This is a genomic window from Microvirga sp. KLBC 81, assembly GCF_003075415.1.
Taxonomy (GTDB): domain Bacteria; phylum Pseudomonadota; class Alphaproteobacteria; order Rhizobiales; family Beijerinckiaceae; genus Microvirga.
In genome coordinates this window covers 118,403-143,992 of sequence record NZ_QDAH01000003.1, presented here as the reverse complement: position 1 = coordinate 143,992, position 25,590 = coordinate 118,403, and the positions used below count along the sequence as shown (strand labels likewise).

At 63.4% G+C, this 25,590-nt stretch carries 26 protein-coding genes; 15 read left to right on the top strand and 11 right to left on the bottom strand.

The window, feature by feature from the left end:
* Window positions 1-114 precede the first annotated feature (114 nt).
* Genes DC522_RS03480 through DC522_RS03465 form a run of 4 tightly spaced genes read left to right on the top strand, consistent with a single transcriptional unit; the run spans window position 115 to window position 3,278 of the window.
* On the top strand, window positions 115-1,083 hold the full coding sequence (locus DC522_RS03480; protein WP_116527310.1) for an aliphatic sulfonate ABC transporter substrate-binding protein: 969 nt from the start codon (window positions 115-117) through the stop codon (window positions 1,081-1,083).
* Between the two features lie 23 nt (window positions 1,084-1,106).
* Window positions 1,107-1,961 (top strand): ABC transporter permease, encoded by an 855-nt coding sequence (locus tag DC522_RS03475; protein ID WP_371678783.1) that lies wholly within the window; start codon window positions 1,107-1,109, stop codon window positions 1,959-1,961.
* Complete coding sequence (locus tag DC522_RS03470; RefSeq protein WP_116527308.1) at window positions 1,961-2,749, top strand: ABC transporter ATP-binding protein; 789 nt, start codon at window positions 1,961-1,963, stop codon at window positions 2,747-2,749. Before DC522_RS03475 ends, DC522_RS03470 begins: the two co-directional genes overlap by 1 nt.
* 19 nt (window positions 2,750-2,768) lie before the next feature.
* The gene (locus DC522_RS03465; protein WP_116527307.1) at window positions 2,769-3,278 is read left to right on the top strand and encodes an OsmC family protein; all 510 of its coding nucleotides are present in this window, start codon (window positions 2,769-2,771) and stop codon (window positions 3,276-3,278) included.
* 156 nt (window positions 3,279-3,434) lie between these two features.
* Here the strand turns inward: DC522_RS03465 and DC522_RS03460 are convergent, their stop codons facing one another.
* The gene (locus DC522_RS03460; protein WP_116527306.1) at window positions 3,435-4,766 is read right to left on the bottom strand and encodes a penicillin-binding protein activator; all 1,332 of its coding nucleotides are present in this window, start codon (window positions 4,764-4,766) and stop codon (window positions 3,435-3,437) included.
* A 140-nt stretch (window positions 4,767-4,906) separates the two neighbouring features.
* Here DC522_RS03460 and rsmI point away from each other — a divergent pair, with 140 nt between their 5' ends.
* The gene (rsmI, locus tag DC522_RS03455) at window positions 4,907-5,845 is read left to right on the top strand and encodes a 16S rRNA (cytidine(1402)-2'-O)-methyltransferase (protein WP_116527305.1); all 939 of its coding nucleotides are present in this window, start codon (window positions 4,907-4,909) and stop codon (window positions 5,843-5,845) included.
* Window positions 5,842-6,312 carry a YraN family protein gene (locus tag DC522_RS03450; protein WP_116527304.1) on the top strand — a complete coding sequence of 157 codons (471 nt, stop codon included), beginning with the start codon at window positions 5,842-5,844 and terminating at the stop codon, window positions 6,310-6,312. Before rsmI ends, DC522_RS03450 begins: the two co-directional genes overlap by 4 nt.
* Window positions 6,313-6,509: 197 nt before the next feature.
* On the opposite strand, the gene DC522_RS03445 is transcribed toward DC522_RS03450, so the two are convergent.
* The gene (locus DC522_RS03445; RefSeq protein WP_116527303.1) at window positions 6,510-7,382 is read right to left on the bottom strand and encodes a LysR family transcriptional regulator; all 873 of its coding nucleotides are present in this window, start codon (window positions 7,380-7,382) and stop codon (window positions 6,510-6,512) included.
* A 103-nt stretch (window positions 7,383-7,485) separates the two neighbouring features.
* Between DC522_RS03445 and DC522_RS03440 the strand changes: the two genes are divergently transcribed.
* Window positions 7,486-7,695, top strand: coding sequence for a DUF1127 domain-containing protein (locus tag DC522_RS03440; protein WP_116527302.1), 210 nt, complete (start codon window positions 7,486-7,488; stop codon window positions 7,693-7,695).
* A 102-nt stretch (window positions 7,696-7,797) separates the two neighbouring features.
* On the opposite strand, the gene DC522_RS03435 is transcribed toward DC522_RS03440, so the two are convergent.
* Entirely contained in the window at window positions 7,798-8,667 is an 870-nt protein-coding gene (locus tag DC522_RS03435) for a lipid kinase (RefSeq protein WP_116527301.1), read from the bottom strand.
* A 163-nt stretch (window positions 8,668-8,830) separates the two neighbouring features.
* Here DC522_RS03435 and gshB point away from each other — a divergent pair, with 163 nt between their 5' ends.
* Window positions 8,831-9,778: a glutathione synthase gene (gene gshB, locus DC522_RS03430; RefSeq protein ID WP_116527300.1), complete on the top strand. Its 948-nt coding sequence runs from the start codon at window positions 8,831-8,833 to the stop codon at window positions 9,776-9,778.
* 151 nt (window positions 9,779-9,929) lie between these two features.
* Here gshB and hemW read toward each other — a convergent pair whose 3' ends face one another.
* Window positions 9,930-11,090, bottom strand: coding sequence for a radical SAM family heme chaperone HemW (gene hemW / locus DC522_RS03425; protein WP_116527299.1), 1,161 nt, complete (start codon window positions 11,088-11,090; stop codon window positions 9,930-9,932).
* A gap of 303 nt (window positions 11,091-11,393) precedes the next feature.
* On the opposite strand from hemW, the gene DC522_RS03420 reads away from it, so the two are divergent.
* Entirely contained in the window at window positions 11,394-12,059 is a 666-nt protein-coding gene (locus DC522_RS03420; RefSeq protein WP_116527298.1) for a TetR/AcrR family transcriptional regulator, read from the top strand.
* A 144-nt stretch (window positions 12,060-12,203) separates the two neighbouring features.
* Window positions 12,204-12,680 carry a DUF2852 domain-containing protein gene (locus tag DC522_RS03415; RefSeq protein WP_116527297.1) on the top strand — a complete coding sequence of 159 codons (477 nt, stop codon included), beginning with the start codon at window positions 12,204-12,206 and terminating at the stop codon, window positions 12,678-12,680.
* A 214-nt stretch (window positions 12,681-12,894) separates the two neighbouring features.
* On the opposite strand, the gene rdgB is transcribed toward DC522_RS03415, so the two are convergent.
* On the bottom strand, window positions 12,895-13,533 hold the full coding sequence (gene rdgB / locus DC522_RS03410) for an RdgB/HAM1 family non-canonical purine NTP pyrophosphatase (protein ID WP_116527296.1): 639 nt from the start codon (window positions 13,531-13,533) through the stop codon (window positions 12,895-12,897).
* Complete coding sequence (gene rph, locus DC522_RS03405; RefSeq protein ID WP_116527295.1) at window positions 13,533-14,246, bottom strand: ribonuclease PH; 714 nt, start codon at window positions 14,244-14,246, stop codon at window positions 13,533-13,535. Before rph ends, rdgB begins: the two co-directional genes overlap by 1 nt.
* A 145-nt stretch (window positions 14,247-14,391) precedes the next feature.
* Between rph and hrcA the strand changes: the two genes are divergently transcribed.
* Both hrcA and DC522_RS03395 read left to right on the top strand, forming a co-directional pair.
* A complete protein-coding gene (hrcA, locus tag DC522_RS03400; protein ID WP_116527294.1) occupies window positions 14,392-15,483 on the top strand; it encodes a heat-inducible transcriptional repressor HrcA in 1,092 nt (363 codons plus the stop codon).
* Window positions 15,484-15,584: 101 nt separating this feature from the next.
* Window positions 15,585-15,992, top strand: coding sequence for a hypothetical protein (locus DC522_RS03395; RefSeq protein WP_116527293.1), 408 nt, complete (start codon window positions 15,585-15,587; stop codon window positions 15,990-15,992).
* Between the two features lie 72 nt (window positions 15,993-16,064).
* On the opposite strand, the gene DC522_RS03390 is transcribed toward DC522_RS03395, so the two are convergent.
* Window positions 16,065-17,435 carry an APC family permease gene (locus tag DC522_RS03390; protein ID WP_116527292.1) on the bottom strand — a complete coding sequence of 457 codons (1,371 nt, stop codon included), beginning with the start codon at window positions 17,433-17,435 and terminating at the stop codon, window positions 16,065-16,067.
* 163 nt (window positions 17,436-17,598) lie between these two features.
* On the opposite strand from DC522_RS03390, the gene lepA reads away from it, so the two are divergent.
* Together lepA and DC522_RS03380 are read left to right on the top strand one after the other, a co-directional pair.
* Complete coding sequence (gene lepA, locus DC522_RS03385; protein WP_116527291.1) at window positions 17,599-19,404, top strand: translation elongation factor 4; 1,806 nt, start codon at window positions 17,599-17,601, stop codon at window positions 19,402-19,404.
* 249 nt (window positions 19,405-19,653) lie between these two features.
* Window positions 19,654-20,889, top strand: a complete 1,236-nt coding sequence (locus DC522_RS03380; RefSeq protein ID WP_116527290.1) for an MFS transporter — start codon at window positions 19,654-19,656, stop codon at window positions 20,887-20,889.
* Between the two features lie 3 nt (window positions 20,890-20,892).
* On the opposite strand, the gene arsC is transcribed toward DC522_RS03380, so the two are convergent.
* The 3 genes from arsC to DC522_RS03365 all read right to left on the bottom strand — a co-directional run bounded on the left by arsC (window position 20,893) and on the right by DC522_RS03365 (window position 23,455).
* On the bottom strand, window positions 20,893-21,318 hold the full coding sequence (gene arsC, locus DC522_RS03375) for an arsenate reductase (glutaredoxin) (RefSeq protein WP_116527289.1): 426 nt from the start codon (window positions 21,316-21,318) through the stop codon (window positions 20,893-20,895).
* Between the two features lie 11 nt (window positions 21,319-21,329).
* The gene (locus DC522_RS03370; RefSeq protein WP_165820037.1) at window positions 21,330-22,664 is read right to left on the bottom strand and encodes a sensor histidine kinase; all 1,335 of its coding nucleotides are present in this window, start codon (window positions 22,662-22,664) and stop codon (window positions 21,330-21,332) included.
* Between the two features lie 152 nt (window positions 22,665-22,816).
* On the bottom strand, window positions 22,817-23,455 hold the full coding sequence (locus tag DC522_RS03365) for a hypothetical protein (RefSeq protein ID WP_133239222.1): 639 nt from the start codon (window positions 23,453-23,455) through the stop codon (window positions 22,817-22,819).
* 139 nt (window positions 23,456-23,594) lie between these two features.
* Between DC522_RS03365 and DC522_RS03360 the strand changes: the two genes are divergently transcribed.
* Window positions 23,595-24,428, top strand: coding sequence for a lytic transglycosylase domain-containing protein (locus DC522_RS03360; RefSeq protein WP_116527286.1), 834 nt, complete (start codon window positions 23,595-23,597; stop codon window positions 24,426-24,428).
* A 60-nt stretch (window positions 24,429-24,488) separates the two neighbouring features.
* Here DC522_RS03360 and DC522_RS03355 read toward each other — a convergent pair whose 3' ends face one another.
* Entirely contained in the window at window positions 24,489-25,577 is a 1,089-nt protein-coding gene (locus tag DC522_RS03355) for a TRAP transporter substrate-binding protein (RefSeq protein ID WP_116527285.1), read from the bottom strand.
* Window positions 25,578-25,590 lie beyond the last annotated feature (13 nt).

Genomic DNA, 25,590 nt, shown 5'->3' with positions numbered 1-25,590 from the left:
CACGCGCCGATTTGAGCATGCAGCTTGCGGGCGCGAAACAAGTACAGCTAAAGCGCCGGGCGCCTCAAGAACCACAGGTTCAAGCTCCCATGCGCCAAACATGGGAACTTAAAAATGAGCCTGACCCGCCGTCTCCTCCTCGCCGCCTCCCTCGCCACGGGCCTGACCTCCTTCGCCACGGGAGCCCTCGCCCAGCCCAAGGAAATCAAGATCGATTTCGCCACCTACAACCCGGTGAGCCTCGTCCTGAAGGACAAGGGCTTCCTGGAAAAGGAACTGGAGAAGGACGGCATCACCGTCCGCTGGGTGCAGTCGCTCGGCTCCAACAAGGCGCTTGAGTTCCTCAACGCCGGCTCCCTCGATTTCGGCTCCACCGCAGGCGCCGCCGCCCTGATCGCCAGGATCAACGGCAACCCGATCAAGTCGATCTACGTCTATTCCCGTCCTGAATGGACCGCCCTCGTCACCCGCAAGGATACGGGCATCGCCAAGGTCGAGGATCTCAAAGGCAAGCGGGTCGCCGTCACCCGCGGCACCGATCCGCACATTTTCCTCGTGCGCGCCCTGCAGGAAGCCAAGCTCACCGAGAAGGACGTGAAGCTCGTTCTGCTTCAGCATCCCGATGGCCGCACCGCTCTCGAGCGCGGCGACGTGGATGCCTGGGCCGGTCTCGACCCGCTGATGGCGGCTGCCGAGGCGGAAAGCGGCGCACAGCTCTTCTACCGCAACGCTGCCGCCAACACCTGGGGCGTGCTGAACGTGTCGGAGGCTTTCGCGAAGGACAACCCGGCTCTCGTGGGCCGTGTGCTGAAGGCCTACGAAGAGGCCCGCAAATATGCCCTCGCCAACCCGCAGGAGCTGAAGAAGACTCTCGTGACCTACACCAAGCTGCCGGAAGCGGTGATCGAGCGTCAGCTGCAGCGCACGGAACTCACGCACTCCACCATCGGCCAGCCGCAGGCTGACACGATCCTCGCCGCAGGCCTTGCCCTGCAGCAGGCCGGTGTGGTGCCCGCCGACACGAATGTGAAGGCGACCGTCGATGCCCTCATCGACCGCCGCTTCGCCACCGCATCGCGCTGATGACTTCATCACGGGAGAGCGCCGTGACAGGCGAAACCGCAACTTCCGCCTGGTCCTCCCAACAGGGTGCCGCCGCTCTCGCGGCCCCTTCCCTTGCCGAGAAGCGGCGCGCCTTCGACTGGCGCATCCTTCTCGGCTTTTTATTGCCCATCGCCGTGGCGCTTCTCTGGGAAGCCGCCGTGCGCTTCGGCCTCGCGCAGGGCCGCCTCGTTCCGCCGCCGAGCCGCATCTTCGCCACGCTCTGGTCGCTCGCTGAAACAGGCGAACTCTGGACGCATGTGTGGACCACGCTCTGGCGCGTCCTCACCGGCTTCGTCATCGGCGCCGTCGCCGGCATCGTCTTCGGTGCGTTGTCCGGCTCCAGCGAAACGGTTCGCCGCCTGCTCGATCCGACGCTGCAGGCCTTGCGTGCCATTCCCTCGATTGCCTGGGTGCCACTCTTCATTCTCTGGCTCGGCATTTTCGAGGCCTCGAAAGTGGCGCTGATCGCGGTCGGGGTGTTCTTTCCCGTCTATCTCGGCATTGCGGGCGCGATCCTGTCCGTCGACCGCAAGCTCGTGGAAGTGGGCCACGTGTTCCGCCTCTCGCGCTTCAAGCTCGCCAAGCGCATCCTGCTCCCTGCCGTTCTGCCCGAGGCGGTGATCGCTTTGCGCTCAGGGCTGGGCCTCGGCTTCATGTTCGTGGTCGCCGCCGAGTTCATGGGCGCGTCCGAAGGCCTCGGTTATCTGCTCGTCGATGGGCAGCAGATGGGCAAGCCCGATCAGATCCTGGCCGCGATCATCGCCTTCGCGTTGCTCGGCAAGCTCGCGGACAGCCTGCTCGTTCTTCTCACCAAGCCGCTCGTGCGCTGGCAGGACACCGTGCGGGAGAGGTTGTGATGCTCGAACTCGAACATCTCTCCAAGACATACGCCGACGGCACGCGCGCGCTGTCCGACATCAATCTCTCCGTACGCCAGGGTGAGATCGTCTCACTGATTGGCGGCTCGGGCTGCGGCAAGACCACGCTTTTGCGCCTGATCGCCGGCCTCGACCGGACGAGCGCAGGTTCGATCCGGCTCGATGGCGAAGTGCTCTCGGGTCCTCACCCTTCCGTCGGCATCGTGTTCCAGGAACCGCGCCTCCTGCCCTGGCTGTCGGTATCCGAGAACATTGCCTTCGGTCTCGAGCACATCGGTGCGAACGAGCGCAAAGCGCGTGTCGAGCACGCGCTCGACAAGATCGGCCTCGTCGAGCATGCCAGGCGCTGGCCGCGCGATCTCTCCGGTGGCCAGCAGCAGCGTGTCGCGATTGCGCGAGCGTTCGTGACCAACCCGAAGGTGCTTCTGCTCGACGAGCCCTTCTCCGCGCTCGATGCGTTCACCCGCGCGAGCCTGCACGAGCACCTGCTCGGGCTGTGGGAGGAAACGCGCCCGACCGTCGTTCTCGTGACGCACGATGTTCAGGAAGCGGTGACGCTGGCCGACCGCGCCATCGTCATGCAGCCGAAGCCGGGCCGCATCTTCGATGAATTGCCGCTCACGCTGTCGCGCCCGCGCGACAAGACGGGCTTAGCCTTCGAAAATTCGGTGCGCCGCGTCTTGACGGCGCTCGATCATTCCCTCAACCCGTCTCAACAGCAGCCGCAGCGGGAACGCGACCGGCAGGCTGCGGCGTTGTGGTGGTAGACCAACAAGGACAAGTATCATGGACTCGACCGAGCTGCGCGCGCTGCAGGCGCCGCTGAAGGACCAATATCGCAGCAATCCGGAATCAGCCGTCATCACGCTGAACGCGCAGGGCACGCTGGATGACCAGCACGTCGCCTGCAAGGTCGAGACCGGCCGTGCGCTCGCTGTCGCGGGTCTTCACCCGGCGACCGGCGGCTCCGGCGCGGAGCTGTGCTCCGGCGACATGCTTCTCGAAGCACTCGTCGCCTGCGCGGGCGTGACTCTCAAAGCTGTTGCCACCGCGCTCGAGATCGATCTGCGCCACGGTGCCGTGAAGGCAGAAGGCGACCTCGATTTCCGTGGCACGCTCGGCGTCGACAAGACCGCGCCGGTCGGCTTCAGGGACATCCGCCTCTCCTTCGAGGTGGACACGGATGCGCCGCAGGAGAAGATCGATCAGCTGCTCAAGCTGACCGAGCGCTACTGCGTGGTGTTCCAGACCCTCAACAACAAACCCAGCTTAAGCGCGGTGCTGACGCGCAAGTAAGAGAAACGATCCTCATCCGCTTGCGCTTCGTCCTGCAAGTCTCCCTTGTCATCACCAGCCTTGTGCCGGTGATCCCGCTTCGGTGAGGCGCAACGCCTTTCAGATCGGGATAGCCGGGACAAGCCCGGCCATGACGTGGAGGGCTTATTGATGTTGTCAGTTACTCGCCATCAAGGTGCGCGGCGCGGCGTCGATCACAACGGCCGTGCCGCCCCGGATTTCCTGAACGGTCAGTGCGCGATCATTGGTGCCGTTGGGGTTGAAGCGGAAAACGCCGTCGGCGCCCGCAAAGCCCGATCCGTTCGTGAGCACGCTGTCGTTGAAGGCCTGAGGCCCCTGCAGGCGGGCGAGCGCAGCGGCGAGCGTCACCGCATCATACGAGAGCGTCGCAAGGCGCACCGGATCGCTGTTGAAACGCGCACGATAGCGCGCGGCGAAATCCATGAAGCCGCGTTTGTCCGGCGCGGCAAACCAGCCGCCCTGCAGCGTCGGCAATCCGAACACGCGCGCCTCGTCCCACAGGCCGGGGCCGAGCGGCTTCACCTGCTGCGCGTTGAAGCGAACCGTCTGAAGCGCCTGCGCGACGGCGGGCAATCCATCGCCGTTCTCAGGCATGAAAAGCGCATTGGCCTGCGGCGCGGGCCCTCCGATCAGGTTGCCAAGCCGTTGGACGGCTCCCTGCGGCTGCCCGGCGGGATAGCGCTCGATGGCGACGAGGCGGATGTTGTTCTCAGCCGCGGCCTCCCGCAGCTGCATCTCCGCCACGCGGCCATAGGCCGTGTCGGGGATCAGTGCCGCGATGGAACGGCGGTTCTGAGCGGCGGCAAAGGCGATGATGCGATCGACCTCCGCCTGCACCATGAAGCTCAGGAGATAGACGCCCTGCGCGGCCGCAGCGCGGTCGGAGGAGAAGCCGATGAGAGGCTTGCCCGCTTGGCGCGTCACCTGCCCCGCCGCCTGGACGGAGCCGGCGAAGAGCGGACCGAGGATGAGCTGGGCGCCTTCCGCGAGAGCCTGGCTTGCCGCTTCCTGCGCACCCTCCGGCGTGCCGCGATCGTCCTTGACGAGAATGGTGAGGTCAGAGCCCTGGAAGTCGCTGAGCGCGAGATCGGCTGCATTGCGCATGTTCTGGGCCACCAGGCCCCCCTGGCCCGGCGCGGAGAGCGGCAGGATCAGCGCCACCTTCACAGGGCCGTTGCCGAGGATCGTGCCACGCATCTGAACGGGCATGGAACCCGCAGGGACAGCCTGCATTTGAGCGGCCTGGACTTGGCCGACAGGAGCGCCCTCCGGAGAAAGATCGGCATTATAGACGGGATCAACGGGCCGAGAAGGCGCGGATTGCGGGACGGATCGGCTCGTCTTCCGCGTCTGCCGCGCAGGGCCCGATCCGACGCATCCGGACAGCGCGAGCGCGCCTATTACCACAACAGCCAAGGCCGCCCGGCTTTTCCAGCCCTGCTCCATGGCCCTAGAAAGGGACGCCATCTCCACCCCCGTTTTGGAAACAGCTCATCGGACATGCGGCCGACCTTGGCACTAAAAGGTAAACATTGTTTCCAAGATCGGCGCGGCAGGAGCCAAGCCTTCTTCCGCCGGATGGGGCGTTCATGCGAAAGTGACAGGTGATGACACAGAGAATCGACAACCGGACCAGACGGCGCGAGCCGGGCGAACGGACCGCCACCTTCACGGCCTTCGGTCTTGCGGCCGAGGCCAAGCCCCTGGCGCCCGGCCTCTATGTGGTCGCAACCCCCATCGGCAACCTGCAGGACGTTTCGTTCCGGGCGCTGAACGTGCTGGCAGCGGCGGACGCGATCCTGGCCGAAGACACGCGAGTGACGAAAACGCTGCTCGCCCATTACGGCATCACCACGCCGCTGGTGGCCTACCACGAGCATTCCAACGACGCCGTGCGCGAGCGCATGGTGCACCGCATCCGCGAGGGGCAGGCGCTGGCGCTGGTGTCGGATGCCGGCACGCCGCTGGTGTCGGACCCCGGCTTCAAGCTCGTGCAGGCCGCCATCGAAGAAGGTCTGCCGGTGACGCCTATTCCCGGCCCCTCCGCCGTTCTCACAGCGCTTGTCGCCTCGGGTCTGCCCACCGACCGCTTTTTCTTCGAAGGTTTCTTGCCGCCGAAGAGCGCAGCGCGGCGTGCGCGTCTCGCCGAGATCGCCTCGATCCCCGGCACGCTGATGCTGTTCGAGGGACCGCACCGCCTGCCTGAAATGCTGGCCGACGCGGCCGCCATTCTCGGTGAGCGGCAGGCGGTCGTGGCGCGCGAACTCACCAAGATGTTCGAGACGATCCGGCGCGGCACCTTGCCGGAACTCGCGGCGCAATTTGCGGAAGAAGGCCCGCCGAAGGGCGAGATCGTGGTGCTGATCGGCGAGGCGACGAAGGAGATGCATGCAGCGGAAGCCGATGCAGCCCTCGACGACAAGCTCGAAACAGCCTTGAAAAACCATTCCATCAAGGATGCAGCGGCGCTCGTCGCGGCGGAACTCGGCCTGCCGAAGCGCGAGGTCTATGCCCGCGCTCTCGAACTCGCGAAAAGGGATGCATGAACACGGCGCCAGAGCATTTTTCGGCGAAGTGGATCCGGTTCGCCGTACAAAAATGCGGCCGAGCAAAGGGAAGGGCCGATTCCACACGTGCGGAATCGGCCCTGGCGCGGCGGCGAGCGACGTTCCAGCGCGGCCATTATGCCGAGTGGATCGCGCTGCTCTTCCTGCTCACCAGGGGCTACCGCCCGCTTGCCCGTCGCTATGCGGCGGCAGGCGGCGAGATCGATCTCATCATGGCGCGCGGCGATACCATCGCGTTTGTCGAAGTGAAGGCACGCGGATCGATGGACGATGCCCTGTCATCCATCACCGCCATCAAGCGCCAGCGTTTTTCGCGCGCCGTGCGGTCATGGCTTTCACGCCATCCTCACGCGCAGGGAAAGACATGGCGCGCGGATGCGGTCTTCATCGCGCCGAGGCGCCTGCCGAAACACATCGTCTCGGCATTCGAGCTGGAGATATTTTGAGGCATGTCATGAATTGTCATGCCCGGGCTTGTCCCGGGCATCCCGCTCAGAAGAGCGTGGTGCTTCCCATCGTCGGGATCACCGGCCCAAGGCCGGTGATGACGTGGGGCGGCGTGATGCTGGGTAAGCTAAAATATCGTTTCCACGCCTGCTTATCCCTCATCCTGAGGAGCGTGTTATGATCGAACGAGTATGTATTAAGCCGCGATCTTGCGAGGATCGCGCACCGAGTCCCGAATGAACCGCGCCATTTCCTGCACGATGTGATTGCCGCCACCTTTCGGCAGGTAGAGATCGACCATGAAAGGCGGAAGCAGCGGCAGGCCTGTGTCAGGTCCCAGCACTTCCAGATTGCTCGGCACGGTCGATGCCATCCACGCCATCACGGCCGTATCGGCGGCAACGGTCGCAACTTGCACCGATGTATTGGTGGAATCGAACACTGAACGCCATTCGATGCCGGCCTTCTGTAAAGCCTCGCGGATCGGTGAGCGAAAAGCGCAGTCGGAGCAGCCGATGGAGACCGGCAGCGGCCGCTTCCACGCCGCCTCACCTCCCCGCGCGCCAACCCACACGAGACGATCCATCACGAGGTTCTCGCCATCGGGATCGCAGCTGAGTTCGGTCGCCATCACCACATCGATCTTGCCGGCCGCGAGCCTCGCGCGAAGCTCGGCACTTGAGCCGCTGTTGAGCGAGATCTGCACGCGCGGATAGCTACGCGCGAAACTCTTCAGGAAGGTGGGCAGATACGTGGTGATGATATCGCTGGGAATCCCGAGGCGGATTTCGCCCTCGAATTCCGGCGTCGTCATCTCGGTCCAGATTTCGTCGTTCATGGCCAGCAGGCGCTTGGCGCGCCCGAACAGCCGCTCGCCCGCGCTCGTCAGGGTCACCCCTCGCCTGTCACGGGTGATGAGCTCCTCGCCCAAGGTCTCCTCGAGCCGCTTGATCTGCTGGCTCACCGCCGCCTGAGTGAGGTTGAGGACACCCGAGGCCGCGGTCATGCCGCCCGTGTCCACTACGGCGACGAACGCCCTCAGAAGGCTGACATCGAGATTGTAGGGCATGGGCCGACTCCATAACGGATCATTATTCTAGATATAATGAACATTCGTTTCACTTATGCAAGGGGCGGTCCCATACTCTCCTCATCAACTCAAGGAGAGCGCTATGTCGGCCCTTTCGAACACCTGCACGGAAACCTATGAGAGCTCGGCCGCCCGCCCGTCTGGTCTCAAGAATCTCTTTTCATCCCTGATGCGGGAGATCCGCCTTCGTCGCGCCATGCGAGAGCTGGGCGCCCTGGACGATGCGATGCTTCATGACATCGGCCTTGGACACGGCAACATCGAGGACGCCGTCCGTTGCGGCCGCCGCTAGAGCCTCGGACGTGAAAAGTGGAATCCACTTTTGGGATCCATCCGATGCTCCCTTCTAGAGAGAGCGCATCGTTCGAGCGGAACCGGAGGTCCGCACGAGGCGCTAAGGCGCGAATACCGTTACGGCACAAGGCCTGATGGAGAAATGCGCAGGCGTCTGGGTCACGATCTCGCCATCCGCATTGATTGGCCTCGGCCGTCTCGTGCGGATGTCGAATTCCTTGGCGCGGATCGCCCGCACCTCGCTCCAGGCGCCGTGTTCTCCATAGCGAAACGAGCGCGCCATGAAGGCGAGCTTCCAGGCGCGTTCGAGTTCCAGGCTGTAGAGATCGAGGTGCTGGTCGTCAATGGCCGCGTCCTTCTCCACCGCATTGCCGCCGCCGTAGAAACGGCCGTTGCCGACGGCGATCTGCAAGGTCCGCACGCGCACGGATTCGGTCTCGCTCGTGATTGTCGCGCGGAAGGGCTGGGCCTGGGACAGAACCTTCATGGCGACGAGCGCATAACCGAGCCGCCCGAAGCGCCGCTTGATGTCGTGGGTCAGTTGCTGCGCCAGTTCCGCCGAGAGGCCGAGGCTTGCCACGTTGAAGAAAGGGTGGCCGTTCACGAGACCGAGATCGATCCTGCGGGTGTGACCGTCGGCGATGACCTGTGCGGCGCCGTCGAGATCGAAGGGAATCCCCAAGGTTCGGGCCAAGTCGTTCGCCGTGCCGAACGGCAGAATGCCGAGCGGCAGACCGGCCTCGATCACACCGAAAGCAGCGGCATTCAGCGTTCCATCGCCACCGCCGACGACGACGCAATCGACCCCGTCGCGATGCTTCACGATGAGAGGCGACAGATCCTCCCGCCGTCCGCATTCCACATGAACGGGCTCGATCCCATGAGCCTCAAGGGCCTCGATGGCCGCTCTGGCCTGGGATTCGCCGCTTCGGCTCTTGGCGTTGACAATGAGGAGGGCGCGGCGTGACATGACCTATCAGATGTGGAAGCCTGGGCGTATCCGCAAGACTCCGGGGCCCCGAAGCGGGGCTATTCAATAACACCTGTCCCCCTTTTTCGTTCATTCCGACACCGCAAGAGTTGCGTTCCTCCCGAAACAGTCCAATAAACCCGCTTCCTCAGGAGGAAAACCGATGACCCTCACCGTTGCGTTCCAGATGGATCACATCAACAGCATCAAGATCGCAGGCGATACCGGCTTTGCGCTGCTGCTCGAGGCACAACGGCGAGGCCACCAGATCCTGCACTACACCCCCGACCGCCTGTCCCTGCATGACGGCAAGGTGGTCGCGCTCGTGGATCCCATCGAGGTGCGGGATGAGGAAGGCAACCACTTCACTCTCGGCAAGCAGGAGCGAGTCGACCTCTCGACCATTGATGCGGTGCTCATGCGCCAGGACCCGCCTTTCGACCTCGCGTACATCACCGCCACGCATTTTCTGGAACGCATCCATCCGAAGACACTCGTGGTGAACGATCCGTCGCATGTGCGCAACGCGCCGGAAAAGATCTTCGTCACGCAGTTTCCGCATCTCATGCCGCCGACCCTGATCTCCCGTGACAAGGCGGAGATCGAGGAGTTCCGGCGCGAGCATGGGGACGTGGTGATGAAGCCGCTCTACGGGCATGGCGGCGCCAGCGTCTTCAAAGTGAGTCGCGAGGATCCGAATTTCGGCTCGCTCTACGATCTCTTCTCGACCCTCTTCCGCGAGCCCTGGGTGACCCAGCGCTTCCTGCCGAAGATCACGGAAGGCGACAAGCGCATCATCCTCATCGATGGCGAAGCGGCAGGCGCGATCAACCGCGTTCCGGCCGCCAACGATATCCGCTCCAACATGGTGCGCGGCGGAGCCGCAAAGCCCACGGATCTGACGCCGCGCGAGCGTGAGATCTGCGAGACCATCGGGCCTGATCTCAAGCGCATGGGCCTCATCCTCGTCGGCATCGACGTGATCGACGGCAACCTGACCGAGATCAACGTGACGGCCCCCACCGGCATCCGCGCCATCAAGCGCCTCGGCGGGCCCGATCTCGCCGTGACGGTGTGGGATGCGATCGAGAGCAAGGTGAAGCGGGTTTAACAACCCGTCGTTCCGGGCGAAGCGCCTCTCCTCTGTGTCTGGTACTTTTCGTCATGGCCGGGCTTGTCCCGGCCATCTCAATTGGGAGAGTGCTACGCCTCTCGCTTCGGGATCACCGGCACAAGGCCGGTGATGACGTGATGGCAGGCCTTTAAGCCGCCAGTTCCGCAATCACTGCGTTCAGCACCGGAAAGCCCTTCTCCGTTACGGCAAGACGTGAGCCATCGATGCGGATGAGGCCTTCCTCTTCGAGAATGCTCAAGGCCCGCGCATTCAGCGGCTTTCCCGTAAACGCCTCATAACGGCGCGGATCGATGCCCTCTTTCAGGCGAAGGCCCATGAGGAGGAATTCGTCGCCTTCCGCCTCGGAGGTGAGCACTTCCTCGTCGATGACGCCGTGGCCCTCGCGCTCCACATGCTCAAGCCATGTTTCGGGATGCTTCTCGGTGGAGGTTGCCAGTCGCGCATTGCCGGTGACGAGGCGTCCATGCGCGCCGGGGCCGATGCCTGCATATTCGCCGTAGCGCCAGTAGAGAAGATTGTGCCGCGATTCTGCGCCGGGTCTGGCGTGGTTGGAAATCTCGTAGGCCGGAAGCCCATGCTTCTCGCAGGTTTCCTGCGTGATGTCGTAGAGCGCGCGGCCTGTCTCCTCATCCGGCACGGTGATCTTGCCCGCATCGAACAGACGCTGAAACCACGTGCCGGGCTCGATGGTGAGCTGGTAGAGCGAAAGATGCTCCACTGCGTAGCTGATGGCCTGCTCAAGCTCCTCAGCCCACGCTTCCGGCGTGTGTCCAGGACGCGCATAGATGAGATCGAAGGAATAGCGGTCGAAGATCGAGGCTGCGATCTTCACCGCGGCCAGCGCCTCTTCAACCGAATGCATGCGGCCGAGGCGTCGCAGGTCCGGATCGTTGAGCGCCTGCACGCCGAGCGACACGCGGTTGATGCCGGCACCCCGATAGCCGCGAAAGCGCTCGGCTTCGACGCTGGTGGGGTTCGCTTCGAGCGTAACCTCGGCGTCGGGGTCGATAGCCCAAGCGCCGCCGATGGCATTGAGGATTGCGCCGACCGTCTCCGGCTTCATGAGCGAGGGCGTGCCGCCGCCGAAGAAGATGCTGGTGACCGTGCGTCCTGGAATGCGCGCCGCCGTATGAGCGATCTCGCGCCTGAAGGCCGTGAGATACCGCTCCTGATCCACCGGCTGATGGCGGACATGGCTGTTGAAGTCGCAATAGGGGCATTTGGAGGCGCAGAAGGGCCAATGGACATAGACGCCAAAGCCCACATCGCGCGTCGGATGATCGATCATGGGCCGTATATGGCAGTTCTTGGCCAGAACGTCACGAGTGGCGTTGTCGCGCAACGATCTCGGTGTCATTCCCGGCCGAAGATGGCGCAGCCATCGGAGGGGAAGGGAATCCATAGCTTTGCGCGTGTGAGTGGATCCCCTTCCCTCGCTGACGCTCGTCGGGGATGACAGAGGGAAAGCGCTCGTAAACTTTTCTGAACCTCTTTCCCAAGTGGTTGTTCACCCTTCATGAGCCTTCCGCCCCTAGCCTCTCCGGAGGCAGGGACTTAAGATCGGCAGAGGATTAAGTCCAAAGGAGCCATCATGCGGCACTGGCGCGGCCCGTTCGACCGACAGGGCTATCACCACGGCAATCTGAAGGAGGCGCTGATCGAGGCGGCGCAGCGCTTCATCGCCGAGCGTGGCCTTGGCGGGTTTACCCTGGCCGATGCCGCCAAGCTCGTGGGCGTCACCCCCGCAGCCCTCTACCGTCACTTCCGCGGCCGCGAGGCTCTGGTCGCCGAAGTGGCTTTCCGCGGGTTCGACGAACTCGCCAAGCGGCTCGGGAAGGCGCTTCAAAGCGAGGGAACGCCACGGGAGCGCTTCACCCGCATGGGCGAGGCCTATCTCGCCTTTGCCGAGCAGGAGCCGGGCTTCTACACGGCCATGTTCTCGGCGAAGCCCCTGGAGGCTGAAGGCTGCGGCCCCTGGGGCAAGGGCGCCTCGGACAGCTCCAAGGATCCAGCCACGGCGTTCGATTATCTGGTGCAGGCGCTCACGAAGACCTATCCGGAGGGTTTCCAGGGCGTGGACGTCCGCTTCATTGCCCTCGAGGTCTGGGCCCTCTCCCACGGCATCGCGACCCTCGATGCCGCCGGCCAGCTTCCGAAGGGCCCTGGCTTGCCGGACAAGTACGAACTGCTTCGCGCAGGCGTCCTCGCCCTGGTCCACGGCGCTCTGAAGGACAAGCCGGAGACGGCCAGCCGCTGAGCGCTGCTGCACCAGCTTCCGATCTCCAAGCCTTCACGCGGCCGCCCTCGGCTCCCTTCTCCCAAAATCGAACAAAGCTCCCTTGAAAGCGCCAAAATCGATCCGCATGTTAATGTTGTTAGCATTAACATAGCGAGACCTACGATGTCTGACTCTGCTTCAACCGCCTGGAACCAGGGCCCTCATGCGGGGCCATGGAATGCCGGCGCTCACCGCCGCTGCGGGCGCTCACCCCGACGCGGTCTGGAGATCGTCGCCATCATCCTGGGCTTCATTTGGTTCTGGCCGCTCGCGCTGGCCTATCTGGTGTGGAAAATGTGTGGATATCCGAAATACGACGAGGCGAGAGCCTTCTTCCGCGACACCTTCGGCCGCACGGCCGATGATCTGTTCGGATCGCGCCGCCCCACCGGCGGCTTCGGTTATACCAGTTCGGGCAACGCAGCCTTCGACGAGTACCGCCGCAGCGAGCTGGAGCGCCTCGAGGAAGAGCGCCGCAAGCTCGACGAGGAAGCCCGCGCCTTCCGTGAGTTCGTGGAGGAATTGAAGCGCGCCAAGGACCGCGAGGAGTTCGACGCCTTCATGGCCAAGCGCCGCGGCAACGGCCCGACGAACGTTTAAGCTCTAAGACACGTGAAGCGCCCCACGGGGCGCTTCATTCTTTTCAAAAACTTTCTCTGTCATGGCCGTCCCCGGACTCGATCAGGGGATCGGTCCCGGCCATCTCGATCGGAAGAGCGTCGCGCTCTTCTCAATCGGGATCACCGGCACAAGGCCGGTGATGACAAGAGGGATAATGTTCGTGAAAAAGAGAGCCTCCGCTCCGCGCGAGGCGCTAAACCCTGTGCAAACACCCCGCCGCGAGCTTCACGAACGCGCGCGCCCGATGGGAAAGGCCTTCCGGCTCCGGCTTCGACCAGTCGATGCCGTGCTTCTCTTCCGATGACAGCTCACCGAAGGTCTGCGTGAAACCGTCCGGCTGAAACATGGGGTCATAACCAAAACCCCTGTCGCCGCGCGGCGGCCAGACCACCTCTCCGAACACACGCCCCTCGAACAGCTCCTCATGCCCGTCCGGCCAGGCGATGACGAGGGCGGAGACAAAGTGAGCGCGTTTATCGGTCGCCTCGCGTTTTTCCATCTCGCGATGCACTCGCTCCATGGCAGCGTAAAAGTCTTTCTTCGGGCCGGCCCAGTCCGCCGTGAACAATCCCGGCGCGCCATCGAGCGCATGGACGCACAAGCCGGAATCGTCCGAGAGCGCGGGAAGACCCGTGGCCTTTGCCGCAGCGTGAGCCTTGATGGCGGCGTTCTCGGCGAACATGTGTCCCGTCTCGGCGGGAACGGGCAGGCCGAGCTCGCCGGCCGACACGGCCTCGACGCCGAAGGGAGCGAGCAGCTCCTGCATCTCGCGCAGTTTCCCAGCATTGTGGGTCGCGATCACGACCTTGCCGGTGAGAGGACGGCGCTGCATCACGCCACCGCTTTCTTCTGAAGCTCCACGAGCTGCGCCACGCCTGCCTTGGCGAGACGCAGGAGGTTCAGGAACTCCTCTTCGGAGAAGGGCTTGCCCTCTGCGGTGCCCTGCACCTCGACGAGGCCGCCCGAACCCGTGATGACGAAGTTCGCGTCCGTCTCGGCAGCGGAATCCTCCGCATAATCGAGATCGAGCACCGGCTGGCCCTGATAGATGCCGCAGGAAATGGCGGCCACCGGCTCGCGCAGCGGGTTGATCGAAATGATCGAGCGGCTCTGCATCCAGGTAAAGCATTCATGCAGAGCGACCCAGGCGCCAGTGATGGAGGCCGTGCGGGTGCCGCCATCGGCCTGGATCACGTCGCAATCGAGCACGATCTGCCGCTCGCCGATAGCCGGCAGGTTCACGACGGCGCGGAGCGAACGGCCGATGAGGCGCTGGATCTCCTGCGTGCGGCCGGAGGGCTTGCCGGAATTGACCTCGCGCTTGGTGCGCTCATGCGTGGCGCGGGGCAGCATGGAATATTCCGCCGTCACCCAGCCCCGGCCGGTGCCGCGCAGCCACGGGGGACCTTTCTCCTCGAGCGAGGCGGTGCAGAGCACCTTGGTGTTCCCGAAGGTCACGAGGCAGGAGCCTTCCGCATAGCGCGCGACGCTTCGCTCCAGGGTGACGGGACGCAATTCGTCGGGGGCGCGGTTGGAAGGACGCATGTTCGTTTCTCCATAAAGGCTTGTTTGAGAGCCTCTTTGGGGCCAGGAGGCGCTTTAGGCAAGCGCAAGCCTTGCCTAAAGCACCGTTCATCCGCACATAATGCCTACTTGCAGGGTGGAATTGTGAAAGCGTAGAACCCATCGCATGCACGCCAATGGCCCCTTCTCGAACCTGTCGGACACCCGCGCCATTGCGGAGCTGAACGACCGCTCCCGCGAGATTTTTCGCCAGATCGTCGAGAGCTATCTCGTGACCGGTGAACCCGTCGGCTCGCGCCATCTCTCGCGCATCCTGCCGATGACGCTATCCCCCGCCTCGATCCGCAACGTGATGGCGGATCTGGAGGCGGCAGGCCTGGTCTTCGCGCCGCATACCAGCGCCGGACGCCTGCCGACGGAAATCGGCCTGCGCTTCTTCGTGGACGCCATGATGGAAATCGGCGACGTGACCGCCGACGAGCGGGCGCGGATCGAGGCCCAGATGCGCGCTGCCGCCACCGGCCACACCATGGAAACGGCTCTGGCCGAGGCCTCGGCGCTGCTGTCCGGCGTTTCGCGTGGCGCGGGCGTGGTGGTGACGTCGAAGTCCAATGCGCCCCTCAGGCACATCGAGTTCGTGCGGCTCGATCCCACCCGCGCCCTCGTGGTGCTGGTGTCGGAGGATGGCTCCGTCGAGAACCGCCTCCTCGATCTGCCCGCAGGCCTGCCCGCCGGGGCGCTGGTGGAGGCCGGCAATTTCCTCAACGCCCGCATCCAGGGCAAGACACTGGGTGACCTCAAGAGCGAGATCGAAACCCGCCGCGAGGAGATGGAGCGGGAGCTCGATGCGCTCACCGCCAAGCTCGTGGAGGCAGGTCTTGCCACCACCGTGGGCCCGGCGGAATCGCGCCAGCTCATCGTGCGCGGCCAGGCGAACCTGCTCGACGATCTGAAGGCTGCGGAAGACCTTGAGCGTATCCGCCTGCTCTTTTCCGATCTCGAAACGCAGACGGATGTGATCGATCTGCTCAGCCGCGCCGAGGGCGGCGAAGGCGTGCGGATCTTCATCGGCTCTGAAAACAAGCTGTTTTCGCTTTCCGGCTCCTCGATGATCGCGGCTCCGTTCCGGGACGGCAGCCAGAAGATCGTCGGTGTTCTCGGCGTCATCGGCCCGACGCGGCTGAATTACGCTCGCATCGTGCCAATGGTGGATTACACGGCCAAGGTGATTTCGCGCATTCTGGAGCAGGGCCGATAGGGACTGCCTCTCACACGTTGCCGTGAGAGAGGAAACTAACCTTATCGCAAGCGTTAAACCTCCGTCCAAAGGGGCAAGGCCCCATACCAGAGGAGGTTACCTTGAAGAGATTTACAGTTATCGCCAGCGCTGGCCTCATCATGCTCGGCACGATCGGCTTGGCGCAGGCGCAGACCAGCGGCACGCCGACCTCGCCCTTCCCGGACGCCGCTCCGCACGAGATCCAGATCATCAATGGCGTGCCCTGCCGCACCGTTCTCGACCATTCGAGCGACCGGCGCATCCCGGTGCAGTGCGCAGGCCCGGCCGGCATGATCGGCATGGATCCGATGACAACAGGCAGCATTGTCGCCGTCCCGCCTCCCGGCGCTCCTGTCGTTGCAGGCCCTCCTTATGCTGCCTTCCCCCACGCCGCACCGCATGAGATTCGTGTCATCAACGGCGTCCCGTGCCGCACGGTCCTTATCCCCGGCACCGACCAGCGCGTTCCCGTGGAATGCGCCCGCTGATCTTCTATCCTCAACGACAAGCGCAGGCATGCGACCCTGCGCTTGTCGCGTCAGGATGGATAGATTTGACTATCAAGCCGCGTGCCGCTCAGCTTTCGGCCGGTACAACGCATAGAGCACAAAGATTCCAGCAAGCAGCGCACCGGCGATTGCCGGGGCGCGCCAATCGCCTGTGGCAACGCGAATAATCACGAGGCCTGCGCAGACGAGGCTGCCAAGGATCGGCAGGATGAGCGGAATCTCGAAGCGCCCGCGCGGCTCGCCTTCGCGGTCCCTCAGGATCACGAGGGCACCATTCAAGAGCGCGAAGACCGTCAGCAGCAGAAGCACGGTCGCGGCGGCAAGCTGGCCGATGGTGCCGATGACGGCAAGCGGAGCGACGACCGCGAACAAAGCCAGGATTGCAAGGTGCGGCGTGCGCCGCGTGGCATGAACCCGGCCAAGCCAGGCCGGCAGCAATCTCTGGTGCGCCATGCCATAGGCGAGCCGCGAGGCGGTGACGTAATTGACGAGCGCCGTGTTGGCGACGGCGAACAGCGTGATCGCCGTGTAGACGATCGGCGGCAGCCAGGGAGCGGCCTTGTTCATCACTGCCGTCAGCGGCCCCGGCGCTGCGGCAAGCTCCCGCCATGGCATGACGGACACGGCCGTTATAGCGACTGCCATATAGATCAGCGCGGCAATCGCCATGGCGGCGATCAGGCCGATGGGAATCGTGCTCTGGGGATCGCGGCATTCCTCCGCGACATTGAGGCTGTCCTCGAACCCGAGGAAGGCGAAGAAGGTGAGCACCGCGCCTTGCAGCACGAGCAGGATCATCACATCGCTCGCGCCGCCTTCCCCCGGCGGCGGCGTTTCCAGGAGATCGACAGACCCCCAATAGCTGATGCCCACCGCGACCACGAGCAGCAGGCCGCCCGCCTCGATGCACGTACACAGCACGTTGACCCACATGGATTCGCGGATGCCGCGCAGCACGAGCCCCATGAGCAGCAGGAGGAAGCCTAGCGCCAGCAGGGTGACGGTCCCCTCCCCGCTTCCGGTGAATGTCGCGAGATTGGCCGCAAAGACCCGGGACTGGGTGGCGACCGAGGTGAGCGCGGAACAGGCCACAGCCAGCCCCACCACGAATCCGACAAGGGGCGAGCGATAGGCGCGCTCGGCGATATAGGCCGCTCCGCCAGCGCGAGGATAGCGCGAGCCGAGAGAAGCGTAGGTCAAGGCCGTCAGCAGCGCCGCCACAAGGGCTACCAGGAAGGCCAACCAGACGGCATTGCCCACCTGCCCGGCCGCCTGCCCGATCAGGCCATAGATGCCGGAGCCCAGCATGCTGCCGAGCCCGTAGAGCGTCATCTGAAAGGGGCCGATGGTGCGGTGAAGGGCGGGACGGCCGGCTCCGCTGAGATCGTCGACCACATCTGTCAGGATAGGAGTATTCGTCATACCCGCCTTCCAATCGCCCCCCTTCCGTTCAGGTAGGGCGCTAGCCAGGGAAGGCGAAACGAGTCGGTGATCAAAGCCCCAGGAGGGGCGCGGCACCAGCCTCCCTTGGCTTTGGAGGCCGCCCCTGCTATTGCGGCCTGAACATTCTTATATCTGCAGAATTATGACCGCACGCACCTTCGACAACATCCGCAACTTCTCGATCGTGGCCCATATCGACCACGGCAAGTCGACCCTGGCCGACCGCCTGATCCAGACCACGGGGGCGCTCTCCGCCCGTGAGATGACGGAGCAGGTGCTCGACAACATGGATATCGAGCGCGAGCGCGGCATCACCATCAAGGCGCAGACCGTGCGCCTGGAATACAATGCCCAAGACGGCAAGACCTATATCCTGAACCTCATGGACACCCCCGGCCACGTGGACTTCGCCTATGAGGTCTCCCGGTCGCTCGCCGCCTGCGAAGGTTCGCTGCTGGTCGTCGATGCCTCCCAGGGCGTGGAAGCCCAGACGCTCGCCAATGTCTACCAGGCCATTGACGCCAACCATGAGATCGTGCCGGTCCTCAACAAGATCGACCTGCCCGCCGCCGATCCGGACCGGATCAAGGAGCAGATCGAGGAGGTGATCGGCATCGACGCCTCGGACGCGGTTCCGATCTCGGCCAAGACCGGCCTCAATATCGAGGGCGTGCTGGAGGCCATCGTCCATAAGCTGCCACCACCCAAGGGCGACAAGGAAGCCCCGCTGAAGGCGATGCTTGTCGATTCCTGGTACGACGCCTATCTCGGCGTGGTGGTGCTCGTGCGCATCATCGACGGCACGCTGAAGAAGGGCCAGACCATCAAAATGATGGGAACCGGCGCGACCTACGGAGTCGACAAGGTCGGCGTGTTCCGACCCAAGATGACCGATGTGGATGTGCTCGGCCCCGGCGAGGTCGGCTTCCTCACAGCATCGATCAAGGAAGTGGCCGACACCCGCGTCGGCGACACCATCACCGATGACCGCAAGCCCACCGCCGAAGCGCTCCCCGGCTTCAAGCCCGTGCAGCCGGTGGTGTTCTGCGGTCTCTTCCCGGTGGACGCCGCAGACTTCGAAAACCTGCGTGCTGCCATGGGTAAGCTTCGTCTCAACGACGCGAGCTTCACCTACGAGATGGAAACGTCGGCGGCGCTGGGCTTCGGCTTCCGCTGCGGCTTCCTCGGCCTCCTGCACCTCGAAATCATCCAGGAGCGCCTGGAACGCGAGTTCAACCTCGACCTCATCTCCACCGCGCCGTCCGTGGTCTATCACCTGCGCATGAGCGACGGCACGGTGAAGGAGTTGCACAACCCGGCCGACATGCCGGATGTGATGAAGATCGACGCCATCGAGGAGCCGTGGATCCGCGCGACGATCCTTACGCCGGACGATTATCTCGGTGCCGTGCTCAAGCTCTGCCAGGACCGCCGCGGCGTGCAGATCGATCTCAACTATGTCGGCAAGCGCGCCATGGTGGTCTACGACCTGCCGCTCAACGAGGTGGTGTTCGACTTCTACGACCGTCTGAAGTCCGTCTCGAAGGGCTACGCCTCCTTCGACTACCACATCTCCGACTATCGCGAGGGCGACCTCGTGAAGATGTCGGTGCTGGTCAACGGCGAGCCGGTGGATGCGCTCTCCATGCTCGTGCACCGCACCCGTGCCGAAGGCCGTGGCCGCGCCATGTGCGAGAAGCTCAAGGAACTCATCCCGCCGCACATGTTCCAGATTCCGGTGCAGGCGGCCATCGGCGGCAAGATCATTGCCCGCGAAACCATCCGCGCGCTCCGCAAGGACGTGACCGCCAAGTGCTACGGCGGCGACGCCACCCGCAAGCGCAAGCTGCTCGACAAGCAGAAGGAAGGCAAGAAGCGGATGCGCCAGTACGGCAAGGTCGACATCCCGCAGGAAGCCTTCATCGCCGCGCTGAAGATGGACACGTAAGACAGGACGGTCCTTCACTGATTGCAGACAGCCTGGCTTGGAAACGAGCCAGGCTTTTTCGTTCTGCCTCATGGAACCTTGGAACCCGACCTGACGGCCGGAGTTCAACCCACGCACAGGGCCTGACTCCCACCGATATTCTCTCAAGCACGGCGCTTCTGAAGCGCCGGGCCTCGATATGTCATGGATGCGTGGTTGCGGACCAGGCTCTCACGATACGGACCAAAGATCTCGCCTTCAGGAGAGTCCATGCCCACCTCCATGCGCTCCGTGCTGCCGACCCTGGTTGCCCTTCTTCTCGGCTATGCCCTCATGCAGATCGGCAATACTTTGCAGGGCACTCTCCTCAGCGTGCGCGGCAGCATCGAGCAGTTTTCACCCACAATCATCGGCGCCGTAGGCGCGGCCTTCTGGGCGGGCATCGTCGTGGGCTCTCTCTGGGCTGGACGCGTCATCCAGCAGGTGGGACACACGCGCACCTTCGCGGCGCTGGCTGCCGTCGCGGCAAGCGTCGCACTTCTTCATCTTCTCGTGATCAGCCCAACAGTCTGGATCGCTGCCCGCGCGGTGACAGGCTTCTGCTTCGCGGGGCTCTTCATCGTCGTCGAGAGCTGGCTCAATGCCTCCGTCACGGCCCAAACACGCGGGCAGATTCTCAGCGTTTATGGAATGACAGGGCTCATTGCGGGGATTGGCGGGCAGATGCTTCTGCCCACGGGCGATCCACATGGCTACAGGCTGTTCTGCTTCGTCGCCATTCTCATCTGCCTCGCGCTCGTGCCGACCGCGCTCTCACGCGCGGTCGCGCCAGCCCACGCGGTGAGCGACACCAGGATCAACCTGATGCAGCTCTACCGGCAATCGCCCTTCGGTGTGGTGGCCGCCGTTCTCTGCGGCATCACCACCAGCTCATTCTTCGCGCTCGGCCCCATCTGGGCGCAGGAGCGGGGATTGGACACGGCGGAGATCGCGATCTTCATGGCCTGCGGCACGCTCGGAGGCTTCGTCACCACATGGCCGCTCGGCTGGCTGTCCGACCGGCTCGACCGGCGTCATGTGATCATCGGCGCATCCGCCATGGCAGCAGCCATCCTGATGGCCCTGATCCACTTCGTGTCGCCGACAGTGCCGACGTGGCTGATCTTCATCTATGTCGCGATTTTCGGCGGCAGCGTGATCCCTACCTACAGCATCGTCACCGCGCATGTGAACGACATGGTCAAGCCCGGCGAGTTCGTGGCGGCAGCCGGCGGCCTTCTGATCCTGCAGGGGGCAGGCTCCGTCGTCGGGCCGGTGATTTCAGGGCTCGCGATGACGGAGTTCGGACGCGTGGGGCTGCTCTATATTTTCATCGTGGCTCAGGCGCTCATGGCGATTTGGGGAGCCTATCGCAGCCTCATGCGCGCATCCCCTCCCCAAGCCGAGAAGGAATACTTCGTTCCGGAACCGACGGTTCCTGTCGGGACGCAGCTTGAAGCTTCTTGAGGCTCAAGCCGTTCCGGCGCGACGGCCTGAAGCGTCCACGACGAGCTCGCCATCTTCTTTCCGGAACTCACCCAATTGCGGCGGCAGGAGATCGATCACCGTCTCAGAAGGACGGCAGAGGCGCACACCGAGTGGAGCGACGACGATGGGACGGTTGATGAGAATGGGGTGTGCCATCATGGCATCGAGCAGCTGGTCGTCACTCAGCGACGGATCATCGAGCCCGAGTTCGTGATACGGCGTCCCCTTTTCGCGGATCACGTCGCGCACGCTCAATCCCATGCGTGTGATGAGCTGACGCAAGAGCAATCGGGCGGGTGGCGTCTTCAGATATTCGATGATGTGCGGCTCGATCCCGGCATTGCGGATCAGCCCCAGCGTATTGCGCGAGGTCCCGCATTGCGGATTGTGGTAAATGATCACATCCATGTTCCATATCCTTAAGGAGAGGTCAGGGGAACCCTCATCCGGCACTCCAGGCCGGTGGAAGCATAATCCATCTCGATGGCACCGCCGAGTTCGTGCACGATGCTGCGGTCGATGAGACGTGTTCCGAAACCTTGGCGCCTGGGTTTCGCGACAGGAGGCCCGTCCTGTTCATGCCAGTGAACAAGGAGCTGGCGCTTACCAGCAGCATCCGCCTCAAGATCCCAGGTGATCGAGAGCTGACCCTGAGACGACGACAATGCGCCGTATTTGGTGGCGTTGGTCGCCAGCTCATGAAAGGCCAGTCCGAGGCTGAGAGCCTGCTGAGGCTTCAGCCGAACAGCGTCTCCTCGAGCCTTGATGCGCAGCCCGTCGATGCCGCCGTGCGGGCGAAGTTCAGCCTCGATCACTTCGCTCAACGACGCGCTCTCCCAATAGGTTTGAGTCAGCAGATCATGTGTGGCGGAAAGGGCCATCAGGCGGGCCATGAAATTAGACTGAAACGCCTCAGGACTGGGGCTGCTGCGCATGGTTTGGATCGCGAGGGACTGCACCGTCGCCAGAGTATTCTTGACCCGGTGATTGAGCTCATGGATCAGAAGCGATTGCCGCTCCTCAGTCTTCTTACGGCTGGTGATGTCCAGGCACGCGCCGATCATGTAGAGCGGCTTTCCCTCGGGATCGTAGACCGGACGGCTGCGATCATAGATCCACCGTTCCTCTCCTTCGGGGAGAACTGCCCTGAACTCGTACTCGATCGTCTTCCCGTTCTTGATGGCATCCCCGATCACGGTCCTTGCGTAGTCCCGATCCTCGGGGTGAATGAGACTGGCGAACTCCTCCACATTGCGCGGTGTCTTCTTCAGGCCGAGCCCGAATACATTGGCCATCGCCGGATCCCACTCGATGATGTCTCTCTGGATGTCCCACCGCCATGTCCCGGTGCTGGAGGCATCAAGCGCCGCCAGGAGCTTCTCCTGCGCCTCCCCCAGGCGCTCGACCGCGCGCCTCATGGATGTCGCCACCAAAACCACCAGAAGCGCCCCCAGCATGAAAAAGACAACGCTGGTCACGTCCGCTGCCGAGAGAGGGCCGAAGTCCATGCGTGGTGTAAAAAGGAAAAACCAGGTTGCCACAATGCTCAGGACGATCGCCAGCAGGCCCGGCCAGAGACCTCCGATGACCGCAGCCAGCAGGACAGCCGGGAACATGGTGATGAACGGCGCCGTGGGGCCGATGACAGCCGTCAGGGCAAGGCGCACAGCCGTCGCGACGGCAACGCATCCGACGGCCATTCCCATCGCGAGAGGAGAATTGGCAGGAACGAGCTTTGTATAACGGGTGAGCACTAAACCGGCTTTATGCGAGGAGGGAATATGATGGTTCCACATAGAACAAGGGCTCACAAGATGAAATGAGCCCTTGTGGGAAGAACCCCGCCTCTTCCTTCTTGCGAGTCACAGTGGAGAGCTTTCATGGCGGATGTCGTTGCATCCTCGGGTTAGAAGGCCGTTTGACTGCCGCAGACCGGCCCCTGGTGCACCTTCAGGCCTGCCAGAAGGCTGCGCACCAGAGCGTCGTACTCCTCCTTGACAGCGATGTTCGAGAAGGAAAGCTCAAGAACCCAATCGTCGGACAGGGGAACGATGAAAGCCTCAACCGTCAGCGGGCCGGAGGGGAGATGAGCATCGACCCACGTTGCGGACCATCGGGTCGTCACCGGGGAAAGAGATACCAGGGAAACGGACTGGGCAGGACGCCCGAGAAGGCTTTCATAACCCTGCTGAAGGAGGGCGGCATCCCGGCTCGCCAGATCAGCTTGCGGCATCCCGCGAAGTTCATCTGCAGGGCGAAGGCTGACCTCGAGCTCCGCATTGGAAAGCACCGACTTCAGTCGCGTTTCCATGCCGCCTGCCGTGGCGCGCCATTCCTGCTGAAGTGCGAGTGAGAAGCACAGGTGAGAGGCGACGCGACCTGCGACTCGGGTCCGACCGAGTTGCTGATCGAACTGCACTCGCACGAATTCGTCAAAGCCGGAGGCACCCTGCAACGGAATCTTTGCGGCATAGGCTTGCGGGAGCCCGCACAGAGTAGCCGCCACCAATCCCATGCATGACAGCCCTGCAAGATAGTGTCTCATCTCTCCGCTAACCTTCAGATCGGCCTCTCTTCGTAGCAACGCCTCAAAGCTCGGCAGGTTGCCTGGAGCGCAGCGGCCTTGAGTTGCCTGCCAATGACCCTACCTCGCTCGAGAGCTGAACAATTCTGGGAGAGAACTCATGCAGGCTTTGCTGCGCGCCTCGGTCATTGCAACTCTTCTTCTTGCGGCGGGACAGGCCACGGCCGCCACCTGCCGGGATCCCGCCGGCTTCGAGAAATGGCTTGGGGATATCGAGCAGGAAGCAATCGCACAGGGCATTTCACCGGAGGCGGTGAAACGAGGCCTGTCGGGTGTGACATTCGATCAGAGCATCATCCGGAAAGATCGTGGCCAGGGTGTGTTCAAGCAGAGCTTTGAGCAATTTGCCGGACGCATGGTGTCGCCTGCGCGTCTGAAAGGTGGAGCGAACATGCTCAGAAAGCATGCCGCGACCCTCGCGCGGATCGAACAGCGCTACGGCGTGCCGGGTCCCGTGCTCGTGGCGATCTGGGGACTCGAGACCGATTTCGGCGCCGTGAGGGGCAATCTCCCCGTCATCCGCTCGGTCGCAACGCTCGCCTATGATTGCCGTCGCTCGGAATTCTTCCAGGCTCATCTCTTCGACGCCTTGCGTATCGTCGATCGCGGCGATCTCTCACCTGCCGAGATGCGTGGCGCATGGGCCGGCGAGATGGGGCAGACGCAGTTCATGCCTTCGAACTACGTGAAATATGCCGTCGACTTCGATGGGGATGGACGCGCGGATCTGCTCCACTCTCCGGCTGACGTTCTGGCTTCGACGGCCAATTATCTCAAAGGCCACGGCTGGGTCAGAGGCGGCGGCTGGGAACCTGGCTCGCAGAATTTCGAGGCGATCCGCGCCTGGAACAGGTCGCAGGTTTATTCGCAAACCATTGCTTACTACGCCACCAAGCTCGCAGGGGGAGACACCTCGGCCTTCCCGAGCCAATGAGGCTCAACCGAAAACTGAAAAGGGCGGGCATGAAGCCCGCCCTTCTTTGATGAAGCCCGATCAGCCTCGCGCGCGGGCGCGGACCATGAAGGTGTCGTAGGCGTATTCGGCCACCTGGAACCAGAGATATTCCTCGCCACGGAACGCCTTGTAGCTGTCGTAGATCTTCTTGAAGTCGGCGTTCTTGGCCGAGATGTCGTCATAGATCTCGTTCGCAGCCTTGTAGGCGGCGTCCATGATCTCCTGCGAGAAGGGACGCAGCTGGGCGCCATCGCCGATGAGCTTGCGCAGCCCCGCCGGATTGCGCGCATCGTACTTGGCCTGGGTATCCACGTTCACATACCCGGCCGCAGCCTGGATGGCCGCCCGATAGGTCTTCGGCAACTCGTTCCACTTCTGCAGGTTGATGAAGAAGTGGATCGCCGGACCACCCTCCCAGAAGCCCGGATAATAATAGTAGGGCGCGACCTTGTTCAGACCGAGCTTCTCGTCGTCGTAAGGAGCCACCCATTCGGCGGCATCGATGGTGCCGCGTTCGAGCGACGGATAGAGATCGCCGCCTGCGATCTGTTGCGGCACCACGCCGAGCTTCTGCAGGATCTGGCCCGCGAGACCCGCGATGCGCATCTTCAGGCCCTGCAGGTCCTGCACGGTCTTGATCTCCTTGCGGAACCAGCCACCCATCTGCGCGCCCGTGTTGCCGGCTGGCAGCGCGAAGAGATTGTGCTTGGCGTAGAACTCGTTCAGCAGGTCGTTGCCGCCGCCGTGATAGAGCCAGGCATTGGTCTGGCGCGAGTTCAGGCCGAACGGCAGGTTGGTGCCGATCGCGAAGGTCGGATCCTTGCCGACATAGTAATAGGAGCAGGTATGCCCCATCTCGACGGTGCCGCCGGCAATCGCATCGGCCGCCTGCGGGGCGCCGACGATCTCGCCCGGAGCGAAGGCTTGAATCTGGAACTTGCCGTCGGTGGCCTCCGACACGAGCTTCGCAAAGGTCTCGCCGCCGCCGAAGAGCGTATCAAGGGATTTCGGGAAGGCGGAGGTCATGCGCCAGCGGATCTCAGGTTGCGACTGGGCGATAGCCGGTTTGGCGATGGCTCCTGCCGCTGCACCGACCGTAGCGGCTGTGAGGAATGTACGGCGTTTCATGGCGTCTCTTTCT